Source organism: Marinobacter sp. NFXS9, assembly GCF_040148665.1.
GTDB classification, from domain to species: domain Bacteria; phylum Pseudomonadota; class Gammaproteobacteria; order Pseudomonadales; family Oleiphilaceae; genus Marinobacter_A; species Marinobacter_A mangrovi.
Map to the genome: position 1 here is coordinate 64049 of NZ_JAGDDW010000007.1, position 15391 is coordinate 79439.

Sequence of the window (15391 nt, forward strand, 5' to 3'; positions counted from 1 at the left end):
GTCGCCGCTAACCGCCAAAGCAACCACATTCCGGCGACGTACCCGGTAGCGACACTGGACGCCAACGCCCCGGCCCACCTAAAGTTAAGGGGTCCCTGCAAGGAATCTGCGGGGACCCCGACACCCCACACCGGACGACATCACGGACGAACACAGCCATCCGGCTATCGGGGTCGTTACCTCATCAGGCAAGGGAGAGCACCCATGGAAAGGCCTGCAGGACGGGGCATGCACATCTGGCTGCCACTGGTGGTCCTTGTCGTCGGCATTCTGTGTACCGGCACGGTGGACCATTGGACCAGCAAGAGCCTGGACAAACAGACCCGAAGCTTGCTCGAAAGCCAGCACGCCCATTTCACCGACCTGGTGCAGCAGGCCATCAACGTCCGCATCCAGACCCTCGACGTGCTGGCCCGGACGCTGTCGGGACACAGCGACCACAGCCGCATCTTCCAGTACCAGACCGAAGCCGTCCTGCGGCGTTTGCCGGACGTGATCGACCTGGACCGTATCATCACCATCTCCGACGACGAACGCCGCGTGGTGGAGCGCAACCTGAGCGATATCGGTGGCCAGTACATCACCCTGGGGGAATGGCAGGAGAGTGGCATCACCCGCGTTGCGCCGCATCAACCCAGCTACCAGGTGGTGATCCAGGTGGCCGACCGCCACCCGCCCAGCGCCATCCTCGGCCTGGTGGCCCCCTCCGTGCCGCATTGGCGCCAGCCGATAGAAACCGCCCTGCAGCACGACAAGGTCTCCGCCACAGCCCAGACCCGCATCCAGCGTAACGGCAGCAGCCAGGTCGGCGTACGCCTGTTCCGGGCGCTGGAGGACGGCTCCCTGGTGAGCCTGACGTTTTCCCCCGACCAGTTGCTCAAGGAGGCCCTGCCCGCACAGATGAGTCCGGCCCTGCAGGTGACGGTGTTCGATCTGGACCAGCACCTGAAGACACCGCTGTTTGCCACTGATCGACTGGAACAGCCGCGCATGGCCTGGGCCCTGCGCTCGGCCATCAGCCTGGCGGACCGGGAGTGGATCCTCACCACCATTCCCGACAAGCATTACATGGGCGCGCCGGTGGAGCGGATCAGCCAGATCGTGTGGCTGGTGGGTGCCGCCGCGTCGCTGGCCGCCGCCATCCTGGTCTGGCTGCTGTGCCTGCGGCTGGCGCGGGATCGTCGGGACCACGCCTTCGTGACCCGGGCGCTGGATATCGAGAGTCAGGCTTTGGAGAACAACCGGATCGAGAAGCACGCCCTGAAACAGGCGTTACAGAACAGCGAACAGCGCAGCCGCGACCTGGTGGAAATCGCCGGCAGCTGCATCGCGGAAATGGACGAGGAAGGCCGCATCGGCTTCATCTCAGCGCTGGCCGTGGACTTCCTGGGCCGCCCGCCGGCGGAGCTGGAGCATCATCCCTTCAGCAACTACGTCATGCCGGAAGACCGTGAGCGCTTCAAACAGGGGCTGACCGCTTCTCGCCAGCAACGACGGCTGGTGCGCATGGATCTGTTGCTGCAGAACAACGACAGCATTGGCATACCGGTGACTCTGCGGCTGAAGCCGGTGGTGGATACCCTCACCGGCTGCGCCGGCTTCCGCCTGTCCATCCAGGCCAGACCGGGTCAGCCGGAGGAAGACATCTCCACAGGCTGACCCGTCACAGGGTCTTGTGGGTGCCGTCGCAGAACGGCGCATCACCGGTCTGCTTGCAGCCACAGAACCAGACCCACTCGTCCCGCTCGGCGGTGTATTTCACGGGTCGCAGCTGGGTCGCCTTATGGGAGCCGTCGCAGAAGGGCTGGTCCGCGCTGCGACCGCAGGCGCACCAGAAATAGGATTTGCCGGCTTCTACCGGAATCGCATAAGGACTGGATCGAGCCACACGGGGCGCATCGTCAGACATGGCGGTCACCTCCAGGCCAAGGATGTCGTTTCCCCAGTATAGACGCCTGAAACGATCAGAGCGGCTGGACCGCCTCGGCCACCCGGCCACTGTCCACCAGATCGAGAAAGGCTTCGCCCAGGCGCTCGCTTTCCCCGATGGCCTGCCGCCAGGCCTGTTCCCGTCCGTCGTCGTTGCCCAGGTAACGCTCGAAATCCTTCCGGTCGGGCAGTTTGCGGTCCGGCAGTTGGGCCAGGTAGTCACGGGACGGGGCCACCAGGACCACGTCCTGCAGGCGTGTATGATCGCCCCGACGCCAGGGCAATGACTTGTCGAACCAGCCGGGAATGATGCGGTCGGTGAAGTGGGGATAGAGCACCACGCCGGGCTGCTCGTAAGGCAGGTCAAGATGATAGTCGAGCAGGCCGCCGTCGCGGTACATGCCTTCCGGCGCGCCGGCGATTCCGGCCACCCCGGACATCACCATGGGAATCGACGCCGATGCCAGCAGGGCCGCCATCAGGTTGTCCCGGGTCAGCGGCACCTGATGACTCTGGAAGTCGATCAGGTCGCCCAGCGGGGCGCGCTCACGGGGATCGTGCAGGATACCGCGCTCCATAAAGCGGCCCAGGTGCTTGCGGCTGACCATGTTGGCGCTGATCGCTGCCATCAGTCCCAGGGCCAGCCGGCCGCGGGTGTCGTGCTGGAGCATGCCGCGGCTGCGCACCACCACGATGTTGAGGCGGTAGTCCGGGTGGTTGAGGATGGCGTCTTCCCGTCCACCCAGTAGCTCTTCCAGGAACACCATGCTGCGGCGCGTCACCTCGGCCATGCTGACGCCCTTGGGAAAACGCTGGCGGGTGTACAGATCCGACAGTCGGGCCAGTTGGCTAACCGGGTCGCCGGAGGAAATGGCCGCAAACCGCCAGCTGCCAATCGAGGCGCCGATCAGTGATCGCACCTGCGGCGTCCGTGGCAGCCACTCGCCAAAGATCGCCTGATCCAGGCCACAGATGCCCAGCGCCTTGGGACCACCGGCGGCACCGGGAACCACGTGCACGTCTTCCGGACGCAGGCCGTGCTCCTGGATGCGGGCGTAAGCCCGGCGTCCCGCACGGATGGTCAGGACGGATGGGTCTGGCGAAACGGTGGACATGACAATTTCCTATACAGCGACGAAGCTGAGCGGGAGTCTAACGGACCCGCTCCTACAGCAAAAGCCTGTTTCGCAACGGCATCCCAGGGCACTCCGCTGCGGACGGGGCCTGATCTGGTCCGGCCACTGCGCTATACTGCCCGGGAATTTATCCGGAACCCCCTCCATGGCGCGCGCGAATCACGGCGAAGCAACCCGCAAGAAGATCATCCTGACCGCCCTCGACCTGTATGCCCGGCACGGGCTGGACGGGGTGTCACTGCGGACCATCAGCGCGGAATCCGGCACCCGCAATTCCGCGGCCGCCCATTATCATTTCGGCAGCCGCCAGGGCCTGCTGGAGGCGGTGATCACCTTTATTACCGATCACACCCGGCCACAGTTCGAAAGCGGGTTCCGGGGCGTCGAGGACGCCCCCGCGCCGACACTGCGCGACGTGGTCCGGGCCGTGACCACGCCTTACCTGTCCCTGACCCTGGCACCGGACTGGGGGCCGTCCGCACTGCGCTTCATGGCCCACCTGCACGCGGACAACACACCGGACATTGTCGAACTGCTGAACACCCACTTCCGGCCCGATGTGGAGCGCATCGAGGCCCAGCTGTGCCGGGCGCTGCCGGCCATTCCCCGGGATGTCCTGCGTATCCGTCTGGCGTTCACCTTCGTCAGCCTGATCCACGGCGCCGCGGAGATCGATATGCTGTCCCACACGCCGTTCGGCAACATCCGCCCCGACGACCTCACCCTGTTCAATTACTTCCTGGACTTCATTGAAGGCGGGTTGGCCGCCCCACCCTCCAACGGATGAGAAGCCCGTCCAGTCCACCTGGCGGTCGTAGCGGCCGGGCCCGATGACTTTCGCTTCGCCAGATTCCTGCTATAAGTGTCCCTAACGTCCATAAAAACCGCGGGCGTCTGAACGATGGATCGGTCCCGCAACCTGCAGGAGCGCAGTGTGGCCAAGCGGTTAGCCCTGAAATACACAGCCACCAACCCGACGGAAACGATCCTGGGCTTCCAGCGCCAGATTGTCTATCACGTCCACTTCTGGACCCTGGTGGCCGTGGCGCCGCTGGTGCTGGTCCAGTGGTCCGAACATCATCCGTTGCTGAGCCTGCTGCTGGCGATCTTCTGCCTGAACCTGGTGGCGGTGATCCTCTACCTGCGCCTGCGCGGTCGCTATCTCTTCAAGGGTCGCTTCTTCGCCCTGTTTGCCATTGCCTGCACCGTCTACTCGACGATCATCAACGGGCATAACGGCCTGTTCTGGGGCTATCCGGCCATTGCCGCGATGTTCTTCCTGCTGTCCCTGCGCGAAGCGCTGATCCTCAACGCGCTTTTTATCATCATCCTGGCCGGGGTGTCGTTCGAGCGCTTTCCCACCCCTGAATTCTGGCGCATCACCAGCTCACTGAGTCTGACGGCGGTCTTCGTCGCTGTTTTTGCCTGGCTGGTGGGACGCATGCAAAGTGAACTGACGGACCTGGCCACGACTGACCCTCTCACCGGTTGTCTCAACCGCTCCCAGATGGCCGATGTGCTGAACAGCCAGATCCAGCTGCGTGAACGCTATGAGCGGGTCGCGAGCCTGATCCTGGTGGATCTGGATCATTTCAAGACGATCAACGACCGTTGGGGCCATGCCACCGGCGACACGGTGCTGCAGGAAGCCGCCATGCGCCTGCGACGACGTCTGCGGGACACCGACATGCTGTTCCGGATCGGCGGTGAGGAGTTCATGGTGGTGTTGCCGGAAACCCGGCAGAAAGCGGCCGAAGAGCTCGCGCGGCAGCTGCTGGATACCCTCAGCGTGGCACCGTTCAGCAAGGACATCCAGGTGACCGCCAGCGCTGGCGTCACCGAACTGATCAAGGGCGAAACCTGGTCCACCTGGCTCAACCGGGCCGACCAGGCACTCTATACCGCGAAAGAGGCGGGCCGTAACCGGGTCATGATTCTGCGCGGCTCGGAGCAGGGGGCCAGCGGCGACATGCCGGTATCGAGCGTCTGAATCGGGCACTCAACCCGACGCGCGGTCTCTGGAAACCTAAGCCCGGGCCAGGAAATCCCGCACCGCTTCAAACACCTGCACCGGATTCTCATAGTGGGGATAGTGCCCCACCCCATCCAGCGCGATGACATCGGGCTGCTTGATCAGTTGCCGGTAGCGATCCGCCATGGCCACGCCGGACACCGGATCGTCGGTGCCCGAAATCAGCCGCAGGGGTTGTCGCGCATTGACCAGCGCGCCCACCCAGCGGTTGCGGTGGCAGCGGCGTTCGTCCATGTAGTGGATCAGCCGGTGCAGGATGCCGCGCCCATTGTTGTAGAGCAGCAACTGCCAAAAACTGTTCAGCTCGCTGCGGTTGGGGCGGGTGTGGTGGCCGAACAGCTTGGAGAAGTTGTGGTCGAACACCCCACGGGTGAAACCCCGGCTGATCAGTCCGCCCAGGGGGCCCACCAACAGCTTCTGGATCAGGATCGGCTGATGCACTTCCGGAAACAGCGCCCCGTTGAGGAAGCAGGCGCTGGCAATCGAGAACGGCAGCTGGCCCTCCTGCTCCCGGGCCAGCAGTTCCTGCGCCACGCTGCAACCGTAATCGTGGGCCAGCAGGTGGACTCGCTCGACGCCCATAGCCTCCAGCCAACCCTGTTGCAGGTCCGCCTGGTCGATCAGGCTGTAGGGGTAGTCCACCGGCTTGTCGGAAAACCCGAAGCCCAGCATGTCAGCCACCAATACACGATGGGACTGGGTCAGGTAGGGCCAGAGACGGTTCCAGTCCCAGGACGCGGTCGGGAAGCCGTGCAGCAACAGGATAACCTCACCACGGCCCTCCATGCGGCTGAAGATGGCGTGTTCACCGTAGGCGAACCACTTACCCGCCTGCTGCCAGCGATGCACCGGAATACCGGCGTGGTTGTTGTCGGTCGGTACATCCAGAGAAACTACACGTTCCATATGCCCTTTTTTGTCCCCGCTGCCCTGGCGCGTCAGTTCTGAACCCGGAATGCCCGGCCACCTGTAAAGAATACTTTACACCTTCGTCCGGTTGGGTCGGAGCCTTCCCGTCCCGGCTTATTAGACTAGCGCATTCCCTCTTCGGGAAGCACTGCAGGACAGGTCATTTCAGGCATCGCATCACAGTCACCCGGTCGGCCGGGTATTTTTTGATCAACTGGTACGGAATCTGCTTCGTATATGACTGTGGAAGTTGAAACGACGTGCCCCCATATCACGATCATGACAGCAAGGGCCGTCAAAGGCGCCCACCCGGCTTTCCGGGCGTCGCGCAAACCGTGTGAGGTTTTGCCATGCGTACCATCGAACCAGTCAACCAGACCCGGCGGGACGACAGCCGTCTCAACCGCCTCTATCATCTGAAACAGCAGCAGCTGCAACGCTCCGGGCGACGCAGCGACAGCCTGCTGTATCGCGTGCTTGCCGCCGAGGCCGATGCCATCAGCACCGCCCTTGGCAAGGAGACGAGCGACACCGAGTGACCCGCCCGGCGGTCATCCGCAGGGAATTTGGGCTTCAGGCCGGAAATGACTTAATCTTTTGAGATTAGCCAATCAAAATTGCTTGGCACTCATCCGGTTACCCCGGCACAACGTACGTGCCTGAAGCCTTTCCCCCAGAGACACGCGGAATGACTGACACCACCGACACCATCGCCAAACACTACGAACAGATCATGCAGGCCCTCGGCGAAGACACGGCCCGGGAAGGGCTGGCCAAGACGCCTGAGCGGGCCGCCAAGGCCATGGCATTCCTGACCCGGGGCTACCGGCAGGATCTTGCCAGCGTCGTCAACGACGCCACCTTTGAATCCGACATGGACGAAATGGTCGTGGTCCAGGACATCGAGCTCTACAGCCTCTGCGAGCATCACCTGCTGCCGTTCATCGGCAAGTGCCACATTGCCTACATTCCCCAGGGCCGGGTACTGGGCCTGTCCAAACTCGCCCGCATCGTCGACATGTATGCCCGCCGCCTTCAGATCCAGGAAAACCTGACCCGTCAGATCGCCGAGGCGATCGAGTCGGTGACCGGCGCCCAGGGCGTCGGCGTGGTGATTGAAGCCCAGCACATGTGCATGATGATGCGTGGCGTGGAGAAGCAGAATTCGCGGATGAAGACCTCCGTCATGCTGGGCAGCTTTCGCAAATCCCAGGCCACCCGGACGGAATTCCTGCAACTGATTAACCACTGAGAGGAACCGGATCGATCATGACTTTACCCGCTGCAGTCGTCACCGGCGCCGGACGCCGCCTTGGATATGAACTGAGCAAGGCCCTGCTGGCCCGCGACTATCAGGTGTTCGCCCTCTATCGTACCGCCACCGACGAGGTGGAAGAATTGCGCGAGCGGGGCGCTTCGGTGATCCAGACCGACCTGGCCGACCACACCAGCGTGCAGCAGGCCATCGAGCGGATCCGCCACACCACGCCCCTGCGGGTGCTGATCAACAACGCCTCCCAGTTCGAGGAAAACCCGCAAGACCCGGCTGCGCTGACCGAGCTGGCCGAGCGGCTCTACCGGGTCAACGCCGTGGCGCCGATGCAGCTGATCGAAGGGCTGACCGAGACGATGACAGCCTCCAGCAGCGAGCGCGCCCCGCTGCCGGTGGTGATCAACATTACCGATATCTTTGCCGAGAACCCCAACCCGCGTTACGCCGCCTACTGCGCCACCAAGGCAGCGCTGGCCAACCTGACCCTGAGCTACGCCAAATCGCTGGCGCCGGCGGTGCGGGTCAACGCCATCATGCCGGGGCCGATCCGCTTCCTGCCGCGGCACACCGACGATGAGAAGCAGGAGGTCCTGGACGAAACGTTACTGGCCCGGGAAGGCGGTTTCGAGAGCGTCGTCAAGCAGGCCATGGCCCTGATCGACAACGATTTCATGACCGGTGCGATGATCCCAGTAGATGGTGGCCGTCGCCTGGCCTAGCGCCAGCTCACCCAGTCGGAGCGTCCGGCAGTCGGCAGGATCCACCCGATCCGCCAGCAGGGCCCGGAAATAGGGCTCCTGAACGCTGCGCCCGTCAGGCAGCCCGTCGGCACGGGTCTCGAGAATGTCGATATCGATGGTGCGATCTTTGAGGCTCGAGGCCGGATCGCTCCGGTCCCGCCCCAATGACTCTTCCACGCCGTTGAACCAGGCTTTCAGCTCGGTCGGGGCCAGCGGCGATGGCAACACCACCAGCGCATTGAGAAAGCCCCGGTCACTGTCGATTCCCTGGGGGCGAGTGGCCACCACCGGGCTGATTCGCAGACAGCCGGTTTTCTGGACGAGAAGGTCCAGCGCCCGCGGCAGGTTCTGTTCCGGGCGGATATTGCTGCCCAGGCCACACAGGTACCACATGGTTACCTCAGTCATTTCCGTCACAAACGCTGTTTCATACGCTGATCCCGGGCGGATCGATTGCCGTTACAGCTCAAACGTCTGTCCCTGGCGGGCGTAGCCGGCGAAATTCGAGGCCACCCGGGTTTCGAATTCACGGTAGTGATCCTCATAACTCATCAGGTACATGCGCTCACGCAACGCGGCGGGATAGCTGACCTCCAGCTCCGCCAGGCTGGCATGAACCGGGTTCCACTCTGCCAGTGTGCAGTCGTGCAGGATGATCTCGGGATCGCGCCGGGTCACCGCCTCCACAATCGGCCGGGTATCGCCACTGAACAGCAAGCGGCGGTTGATGAACAGACCATAGGACGGTTTGTTGGGCGTGTGGTTATTCTGGAAATACTCCAGCTGCACGCCCTCGAATTCAAACGCGCCGTTCAGTCGGATCACCTCGAAATAATCGTCCAGTGTGGCCGGCCCTTCACCCACCTGACCCATCACGCCCTTCAGCGTCTGGTCCCAGAGCTCCTCGTAGACGCCCGGCGGCAGGTACAACCGGGGCCTGAAGCCGTAACGGAAACGGCATTCGTAGGCCAGGCGCTCCAGGCCGAAGCAGTGATCGGCATGCACGTGGGTAATGAAGACGCCGTCCACCTGACTCAGGTCCAGCCCCAGGTCGCGCAGGGCAAACTTGATGGTGTAGCCGGCATCGATCAGCAAGCGGCGCCCGCCGGCGGTGATCATCGCATTGTTGTTCCAGTGCGCGATGGCCTCGGAATGGCCGACGCCGGTCATGGTGAGTACTGCCATTGATCGTCCTTCATCCATTACAGGGTGGTGGCTTGTCCAGAGGCCACGTCTTGGGCCAGAATCGCTCAGGAGTTCATCAGCGGCTCCCGAATGCCGAACCGCCGGTCGCCCGGGCACCGGCAACCATAGCCCTTTAAGCCAGCACTTGGAACCGGAAACCCTATGGCCACGCCTGAGCAGCTTCGCAAGATCCTTGAGTCCGTCCGCACCATCGCCCTGGTCGGTGCCAGCGAAAAACCCCATCGCGACAGCCATACCGTCATGGCCTTCCTGCAGGGCCGCGGCTACCGGGTGATTCCGGTCAATCCGCGTCTGGCGGGCGGCACCCTGCTGGGTGAACACGTCTATCCGAACGTCACGGCGATCCCCGGAAAAATCGATATGGTCGACCTGTTCCTCGCCAGTCATCGGGTCGGCGCCGTGGTGGACGAGGCCCTGCGCCGGGGCGACGTCGATGTCATCTGGATGCAGATCGGCGTCATCGACGAGGAGGCCGCTGTCCGGGCCGAATCCGCCGGCCTGCAGGTGGTCATGGATCGCTGCCCCAAACAGGAAATTCCGCGGCTGGGTGTGCCATTGGCCACACCGTGAGGCACGTTGTCACTTTCCGACCCAAACCGTTGCGTTTTTTTACACCCGCGCTTCACGGCTGGTTGAGGCAGGACCTGAAGTTCGTCCGCCAACCCGATCGTTGCTGACCACTTTTTCATCAAACGGTCTTATTCTTGCGAGAAGCTAAAGGTAACCGGTCCCGGAGACAATCACTCAGTGTCTCCCCGACGCCCCGATCCGTCTTCGCCGGCGGCAGGCGAGGAATACCGCCCCGGCGCACCCACAACGGAGGTGCATCATGGTCGATCAACTGGTATCCTTCGCCAAGATTGCGGCCGTCACGGCCCTGTTCATTGTCGCATCAGCCTATACGGCCGGGCCGGGTATCGGCTTCTGACACGCCAACTGCGGCATAATTGTATAAAACATCGTCAAACGCACAGTCACGCGACCGATCCCGTGCAATACTGACCGTACGCTCATTGTCAGGATCGGTCGCGTCATGCCGTTCAGACGTCAACCTAACCGAAGGCCCGCCAAAGCTTCCCGTCGCGTCGTCGACAATCTGATTCGTTCACGGATTCCGGTGGATCTGCTGGGCATCGGCATGCGCGTCATCAAGCTGGATCGCCCGTGGACTGAAGTACCGGTGCTGTTTCAGGGCTTCACCATCGACCGCGCGGACCAGCTCTCTATCCTCCGCCAGTATTGCGATTGGGTCTGGGTGGAAGCCCTGTCGACGGAATTGACACCGGTACTGGAGCAGATCGAAATCCAGCGGCGCCGGCGTGACGAGCCCATGCCGGAACAGCATCCGATCCATGTGGAACTGCCCCGCGCCCGAAAAGTTTTCGAATCCACCAGCGACTATGTCCGTGACCTGCTGGACCGGGTCGAGAGCGGCGTCGACGTGGATCTGTCGATGGCCCGCCCCCTGATCCAGCGCTGCGCCGAGAGCATCACCGCCAACCCCAGCGCCATGTTCTGGATGAACCGCATCAAGCATCGCGACGCCTACACCGCAGAGCACTGCCAGCGGGTCGCCATCCTGGCCATGGCGTTTGCCCGCTACCTGGGGATGTCGACGGTGGACATGGAAACCGCCGGGCTGTGCGGGCTGCTGCACGACATCGGCAAGATGCAGGTGCCGCACCGGGTGCTCAACAAGCCCGGCGCCCTGAACGCGGCCGAGATGGAGATCGTTCGCCAGCACACCCGCCATGGCCATGATCTGTTGCGGCAACAGGACCTGGACCCGATCGTGGCCACCGTCTGCCTCGACCACCACGAGCGGCTCGATGGCGCCGGCTACCCCCGCGGCCTGCAGGCCTGGCAGATCAGCCGTTTCGCACGGCTGGTGGCGATCGTCGACGTGTTTGACGCCATCACCAGCGATCGATGCTACCGCGCCGGGCTGCCCACCACCGACGCCATGCGCATCCTCTACCGCGAGCGCGACCGTCAGTTCGATGCCGGCATGATCGAAGCCTTTATCCGCATGATCGGCGTCTATCCCCCTGGCAGCCTGGTGGAGCTCAATTCCGGTGAAGTGGCCGTGGTGATTTCCAACCACCCATCCTATAAACTACGCCCGCGGGTAGAGATCCTGCTCGGGCCCGATAAACAGTCCGTCCCGCCCCAGACCATCGATCTCAAAGACGAACCCTGCACCACAAGCGGCCAGCTCTACACCATTACCGCCCCCCTTCCGGATGGCGCCTACGGAGTCACCCTGTCAGGCCGTATTGAGACCATTACTGAATCAGCCTGAGGCGCCGTGAGCTATCTCGATAACCTGCTGTTTTCACTGTCCGTGACGGCCCCGATCTTCCTGGTGATGGCCGCCGGCTGGTTCCTGCGCCGTCTGAAGTGGATCGACGATGCCTTTGTGGAAACCGGCTCACGCCTGGTGTTCAACCTGGCCCTGCCCGCGCTGATCGTCACCAGCCTGGTCAACCTGGATCTGGACAGCCTGGTCAATCCCCGGCAGGTGGGATTTGGTGTGGCGGTAACCGTGGCCAGCTTTGTCCTGCTCTGGATCGTCAGTGCCTGGTGGCCGGGTTCCGGACCGGATCGGGGTGTTTTTGTGCAGGGCGCGTTTCGCGGCAACCTGGGCATCATCGGCATCGCCGTCTGCGCCAGCCTCTATGGCAATACGGGGCTGGCGGTCGGTTCGGTCCTGCTGGCCGGCATTACGTTGGCCTATAACATTCTGTCGGTCTACGCCCTGACCGCCAGCGGCGGCCGGCAGCACACGTCCTGGCGCCAGATTGTCCAGGGCATCACCCGCAACCCGCTGATTATCAGCATCCTGCTGGGTCTGACGCTGGCCGCTTTCAAGGTGCCGGTGCCCGACCTGATTCTGACCAGCGCCGCCTACTTCGGACAGATGACCCTGCCGCTGGCCCTGCTCTGCGTGGGCGCGACCCTCAGCCTGGACGCGCTCAGCCATGGCACCGCCGCCGCCTTCGTGGCCACCGCCCTGAAACTCGTCGTCCTGCCGATCGTGGGCACCCTGGCGGCGCTGCCTTTCGGCTTTTCACCCATGGAGCTGGGCACCCTGTTTGCGATGTTTGCCTCGCCCACGGCCACCGCCAGCTACGTCATGGCCCGCACCATGGGGGGCAATCACCAGCTGGCCGCCAGTATCGTGGCCCTGACGACCCTGCTGGCGCCGGTCAGCCTGAGTGTGGGGATCTACGCCTTACGGACTCTGGGCCTTATTTAGATATCGAGCATGTCTGGCGCTTATCGCGACAGGTTGCCGCCATTTGGCGCCACGATGCCGAGACTTCCCGCAAATTACTGACACATGAATTGCAAATACTTGTAAACTCTACTGAAGTATTCGTTGTACTGGCCGAGAATGTGAGGACAGTACAACAGACAAATGTCGTGTTTCAGGAGTTCCATGCATAACGAAACGTCCAGGTGGTACGCCAGGCTCATGCGGGTGGTCGTCAGCCCCGCATTGCCGGCCGTGTTGCTGTTGACGTTCATCGTGCTGGCGGCGGTCCTCTGGCAGGGCATCGAGCGCCAGGTCCGGCACCAGATGGAGCTGACCCTGGATGCCGAGGCCACCGCCCTGTCGCGGGAACTGGCGTCCGACTTCACCGCCCATGTCCATGCCTTGCGCCGGATGGCGGAACGCCGGGCTGCCAGCCCGAATATGCCCCGGGAGATCTGGCAGGAGGACGCCGAACACTACCTGAGGGACTTCCGCCACTACCAGGCCATCGAGTGGATCGCTCCCGACTACCGCATTCGCTGGGTGGCGCCCCTGGCGGGCAACGAGAATGTGGTCGGCTTTAACGTCGCCTTCAACGCCGAGCGACTCGCCAGTCTGAAGCAGGCTGCCCGCACCGGTGAGGCCGACTTTTCCGGCATCATCGAGTTGCGCCAGGGCGGCACCGGCATTGTCATCTACGCCCCTATCGTTGACGACGAAGGGGGCCGGCACGGCTTCATCGCCGGTGTTTTCCGCATGGAAGGTCTGGCCGAAGCCCTGATCACGCCCCGCATCCACGACAACTTCCAGGTCGATATCGAAGAAGACGGCCAGGTCCGCTACACCAACAAACCCGACAGCCCGATCGCCGGCCGTCTGTCGCAGGAAGCCTCGCTGTCGGTGCCGGGCCTGGCATGGACGCTCCGGATCACCCCAACCCGTGAGTGGACCACAGACCACCAGGGCATCTGGCCGGACCTTGCCCTGGTCAGCTTCCTGATCCTGGGCCTGCTGATCAGTCTCCTGGTGTGGCTGACCCAGGCGGTGATGCGCCGCAACCGGGCACTGGAACACGCCCGCAGCGCCCTGGAAAACGAAATCTACCAGCGTGAGTCGGTGCAGCAGGATCTGGCCCGGATCGAGTCCACCGACAGCCTGACCGGCCTGGCCAATCGTCGCTTCTTCGTCGAAGACCTGACTCACACCCTGGCCATCGCCGACCGCCAGTACCGCCAGGTCGCGTTGATCATGCTGGACCTGGACCGCTTCCAGATCCTCAACGATACCCTTGGTCACCAGTTTGGCGATGAGCTGCTGATCAAGGTGGCCGAGCGCCTGAACCAGCTCAGCAGCGAACGGGTGCTGGTGGCTTATTCCAGTGGCGACGAGTTCATGATCTGCCAGCAGCACATCGACGACATCGACGACGTCATCGCGCTGCTGGGCCAGATCAAGCAATGCTTCGTGGACCCGTTCGAGGTCCAGGAACAGAGTCATCAGATCACCGCCACCATGGGCGTGGCCATCTACCCGCAGAGTGGACTGGATGCCGATATCCTGCTGCGCAACGCCGACGTCGCCCTCTACCGGGCCAAGGAAAACGGCCGCAATCACTATCAGTTCTACACCGAGGGCATGCAGGACCGGGAAGTGCGCCGGCTGGAACTGGACAAGGACCTGAACCGCGCCCTCAGTGAGGATCAGCTGGTGCTGCACTTCCAGCCTCAGCTGGACCTGGCCACCCAGCAGATCGGCAGCGTGGAAGCGCTGATCCGCTGGCAGCATCCGACCCGCGGTCTGCTGCCACCGGTGGACTTCATCCCGCTGGCCGAGGAGAGCGGTCGCATCACCGATATCGGGCGCTGGGTGGCGATGGCGGCCTGTCGCCAGCTGGCCGCCTGGCAGGGCGGTCCCTTCGATCACCTGCGAATCGCTATCAACCTGTCCGGACGCGAGCTGGAAGACCGGGACCTGGTCAGCAACATCGAACGGGCCCTGCGCGATAACAACGTCACCGCCGACAAGCTGGAAGTGGAGCTGACTGAGGAAATCTTTATCGATAACCTCGAGCACAACCTGGACCAGCTCAAACGCCTGCACCAGATTGGCGTGCACCTGGCCATCGACGACTTCGGCACCGGCTATTCCTCACTGGCCTACCTGCGGGACTTCCCGGTGGACCTGCTGAAGATCGACCGCTCGTTCATCACCCGGGTGACCGAACGCCACGACGACGCCATCATCACCCGGGCGGTGATCAACCTGGCCCACAACCTGGGCATCCAGGTCGCCGCCGAAGGCATCGAAACCGAAGCCCAGCTCAACTTCCTCAATACCCACCGCTGCGACCTGGCCCAGGGCTACCTGATCGGCCGTCCCATGCCGGCATCGGAGCTGGAGGCACTGGTCAAACGGGGATTCAGCCTGCCCAACCCACTACACCAGCCCGACTGACCGGCTCCGGTGAACGCAACTCGGCGTTCACGCGTAAACCACGATAAGATACGCACTCATTTATCCCGGTCGGAGCACTATGAACACCCCCTCCCCGCACTACCTGACAGCCGAACAGGACCAACAGGTCCGGCGCTGGGAGCGCTGGAACCGCCGCTATTTCATCTTTGCTTTTGTGGCCCTGGTCATCCTGCTGGTCTTCAGCAGCCAACTGGGATTGTCCAGCGGCCAGGACTGGGGCGCGCTGGGGCCGCTTCTGGTGTTGCTGATTGCCCCGATCATCGTGCTGCAGCTGCGTCTGCGCTGCCCCGCCTGCGACCATCGCATCGGCTGGCAGGCCAAGCTGCAGGCGCCGGATCAATGCCGGCATTGCGGCACCGTCCTGCGCGCCCGCCAATCCCGCTGACGCTTGCCCAGAAAACCCTTGACCTTTGAGTTGCTCAAGGGTTTTAA

At 63.1% G+C, this 15391-nt stretch carries 16 protein-coding genes; 11 read left to right on the forward strand and 5 right to left on the reverse strand.

The genetic code is table 11. The features are described from left to right. Positions 1-204: 204 nt before the first annotated feature. Positions 205-1659, forward strand: a complete 1455-nt coding sequence (locus tag J3364_RS12370; RefSeq protein ID WP_349558643.1) for a PAS domain S-box protein — start codon at positions 205-207, stop codon at positions 1657-1659. Positions 1660-1663: 4 nt separating this feature from the next. Here J3364_RS12370 and J3364_RS12375 read toward each other — a convergent pair whose 3' ends face one another. Together J3364_RS12375 and J3364_RS12380 are read right to left on the reverse strand one after the other, a co-directional pair. Continuing rightward, on the reverse strand, positions 1664-1909 hold the full coding sequence (locus J3364_RS12375; RefSeq protein ID WP_349558644.1) for a CDGSH iron-sulfur domain-containing protein: 246 nt from the start codon (positions 1907-1909) through the stop codon (positions 1664-1666). Positions 1910-1964: 55 nt separating this feature from the next. Beyond that, a complete protein-coding gene (locus J3364_RS12380; protein ID WP_349558645.1) occupies positions 1965-3044 on the reverse strand; it encodes a patatin-like phospholipase family protein in 1080 nt (359 codons plus the stop codon). Between the two features lie 166 nt (positions 3045-3210). On the opposite strand from J3364_RS12380, the gene J3364_RS12385 reads away from it, so the two are divergent. Both J3364_RS12385 and J3364_RS12390 read left to right on the forward strand, forming a co-directional pair. Next, entirely contained in the window at positions 3211-3852 is a 642-nt protein-coding gene (locus J3364_RS12385) for a TetR/AcrR family transcriptional regulator (protein WP_349558646.1), read from the forward strand. 114 nt (positions 3853-3966) lie between these two features. Continuing rightward, positions 3967-5055: a GGDEF domain-containing protein gene (locus J3364_RS12390; protein WP_349558647.1), complete on the forward strand. Its 1089-nt coding sequence runs from the start codon at positions 3967-3969 to the stop codon at positions 5053-5055. A gap of 36 nt (positions 5056-5091) precedes the next feature. Here the strand turns inward: J3364_RS12390 and J3364_RS12395 are convergent, their stop codons facing one another. Further along, a complete protein-coding gene (locus J3364_RS12395; RefSeq protein ID WP_349558648.1) occupies positions 5092-6003 on the reverse strand; it encodes an alpha/beta fold hydrolase in 912 nt (303 codons plus the stop codon). A 353-nt stretch (positions 6004-6356) separates the two neighbouring features. Between J3364_RS12395 and J3364_RS12400 the strand changes: the two genes are divergently transcribed. From J3364_RS12400 to J3364_RS12410, 3 genes are all read left to right on the forward strand, one after another. Then, on the forward strand, positions 6357-6545 hold the full coding sequence (locus J3364_RS12400; RefSeq protein WP_349558649.1) for a hypothetical protein: 189 nt from the start codon (positions 6357-6359) through the stop codon (positions 6543-6545). 149 nt (positions 6546-6694) lie between these two features. Then, positions 6695-7258, forward strand: a complete 564-nt coding sequence (folE, locus tag J3364_RS12405; RefSeq protein WP_349558650.1) for a GTP cyclohydrolase I FolE — start codon at positions 6695-6697, stop codon at positions 7256-7258. Between the two features lie 17 nt (positions 7259-7275). Further along, the gene (locus J3364_RS12410) at positions 7276-7998 is read left to right on the forward strand and encodes an SDR family NAD(P)-dependent oxidoreductase (protein ID WP_349558651.1); all 723 of its coding nucleotides are present in this window, start codon (positions 7276-7278) and stop codon (positions 7996-7998) included. Here J3364_RS12410 and folK read toward each other — a convergent pair. Both folK and J3364_RS12420 read right to left on the reverse strand, forming a co-directional pair. Next, on the reverse strand, positions 7882-8427 hold the full coding sequence (gene folK / locus J3364_RS12415; protein ID WP_349558652.1) for a 2-amino-4-hydroxy-6-hydroxymethyldihydropteridine diphosphokinase: 546 nt from the start codon (positions 8425-8427) through the stop codon (positions 7882-7884). The two genes, J3364_RS12410 and folK, sit on opposite strands and share 117 nt — an antisense overlap. A gap of 51 nt (positions 8428-8478) precedes the next feature. After that, positions 8479-9204 (reverse strand): MBL fold metallo-hydrolase, encoded by a 726-nt coding sequence (locus J3364_RS12420; RefSeq protein WP_349558653.1) that lies wholly within the window; start codon positions 9202-9204, stop codon positions 8479-8481. A gap of 162 nt (positions 9205-9366) precedes the next feature. On the opposite strand from J3364_RS12420, the gene J3364_RS12425 reads away from it, so the two are divergent. The 5 genes from J3364_RS12425 (at position 9367) to J3364_RS12445 (ending at position 15344) form a co-directional block, all read left to right on the forward strand. Further along, on the forward strand, positions 9367-9795 hold the full coding sequence (locus tag J3364_RS12425) for a CoA-binding protein (RefSeq protein WP_349558654.1): 429 nt from the start codon (positions 9367-9369) through the stop codon (positions 9793-9795). 463 nt (positions 9796-10258) lie between these two features. After that, on the forward strand, positions 10259-11527 hold the full coding sequence (locus J3364_RS12430; protein ID WP_349558655.1) for an HD-GYP domain-containing protein: 1269 nt from the start codon (positions 10259-10261) through the stop codon (positions 11525-11527). A 6-nt stretch (positions 11528-11533) separates the two neighbouring features. Then, on the forward strand, positions 11534-12484 hold the full coding sequence (locus J3364_RS12435) for an AEC family transporter (RefSeq protein WP_349558656.1): 951 nt from the start codon (positions 11534-11536) through the stop codon (positions 12482-12484). 183 nt (positions 12485-12667) lie between these two features. Next, positions 12668-14938: a putative bifunctional diguanylate cyclase/phosphodiesterase gene (locus J3364_RS12440; protein WP_349558657.1), complete on the forward strand. Its 2271-nt coding sequence runs from the start codon at positions 12668-12670 to the stop codon at positions 14936-14938. Positions 14939-15017: 79 nt separating this feature from the next. Beyond that, on the forward strand, positions 15018-15344 hold the full coding sequence (locus J3364_RS12445; protein WP_349558658.1) for a hypothetical protein: 327 nt from the start codon (positions 15018-15020) through the stop codon (positions 15342-15344). Positions 15345-15391: the final 47 nt, after the last annotated feature.

Coding starts and splice junctions, on each gene's coding strand:
- J3364_RS12370 (WP_349558643.1), top strand. CDS start 205: ATGGAAAGGCCTGCAGGACGGGGCATGCACATCTGGCTGCCACTGGTG.
- J3364_RS12375 (WP_349558644.1), bottom strand. CDS start 1,909: ATGTCTGACGATGCGCCCCGTGTGGCTCGATCCAGTCCTTATGCGATT.
- J3364_RS12380 (WP_349558645.1), bottom strand. CDS start 3,044: ATGTCCACCGTTTCGCCAGACCCATCCGTCCTGACCATCCGTGCGGGA.
- J3364_RS12385 (WP_349558646.1), top strand. CDS start 3,211: ATGGCGCGCGCGAATCACGGCGAAGCAACCCGCAAGAAGATCATCCTG.
- J3364_RS12390 (WP_349558647.1), top strand. CDS start 3,967: ATGGATCGGTCCCGCAACCTGCAGGAGCGCAGTGTGGCCAAGCGGTTA.
- J3364_RS12395 (WP_349558648.1), bottom strand. CDS start 6,003: ATGGAACGTGTAGTTTCTCTGGATGTACCGACCGACAACAACCACGCC.
- J3364_RS12400 (WP_349558649.1), top strand. CDS start 6,357: ATGCGTACCATCGAACCAGTCAACCAGACCCGGCGGGACGACAGCCGT.
- folE (WP_349558650.1), top strand. CDS start 6,695: ATGACTGACACCACCGACACCATCGCCAAACACTACGAACAGATCATG.
- J3364_RS12410 (WP_349558651.1), top strand. CDS start 7,276: ATGACTTTACCCGCTGCAGTCGTCACCGGCGCCGGACGCCGCCTTGGA.
- folK (WP_349558652.1), bottom strand. CDS start 8,427: ATGACTGAGGTAACCATGTGGTACCTGTGTGGCCTGGGCAGCAATATC.
- J3364_RS12420 (WP_349558653.1), bottom strand. CDS start 9,204: ATGGCAGTACTCACCATGACCGGCGTCGGCCATTCCGAGGCCATCGCG.
- J3364_RS12425 (WP_349558654.1), top strand. CDS start 9,367: ATGGCCACGCCTGAGCAGCTTCGCAAGATCCTTGAGTCCGTCCGCACC.
- J3364_RS12430 (WP_349558655.1), top strand. CDS start 10,259: ATGCCGTTCAGACGTCAACCTAACCGAAGGCCCGCCAAAGCTTCCCGT.
- J3364_RS12440 (WP_349558657.1), top strand. CDS start 12,668: ATGCATAACGAAACGTCCAGGTGGTACGCCAGGCTCATGCGGGTGGTC.
- J3364_RS12445 (WP_349558658.1), top strand. CDS start 15,018: ATGAACACCCCCTCCCCGCACTACCTGACAGCCGAACAGGACCAACAG.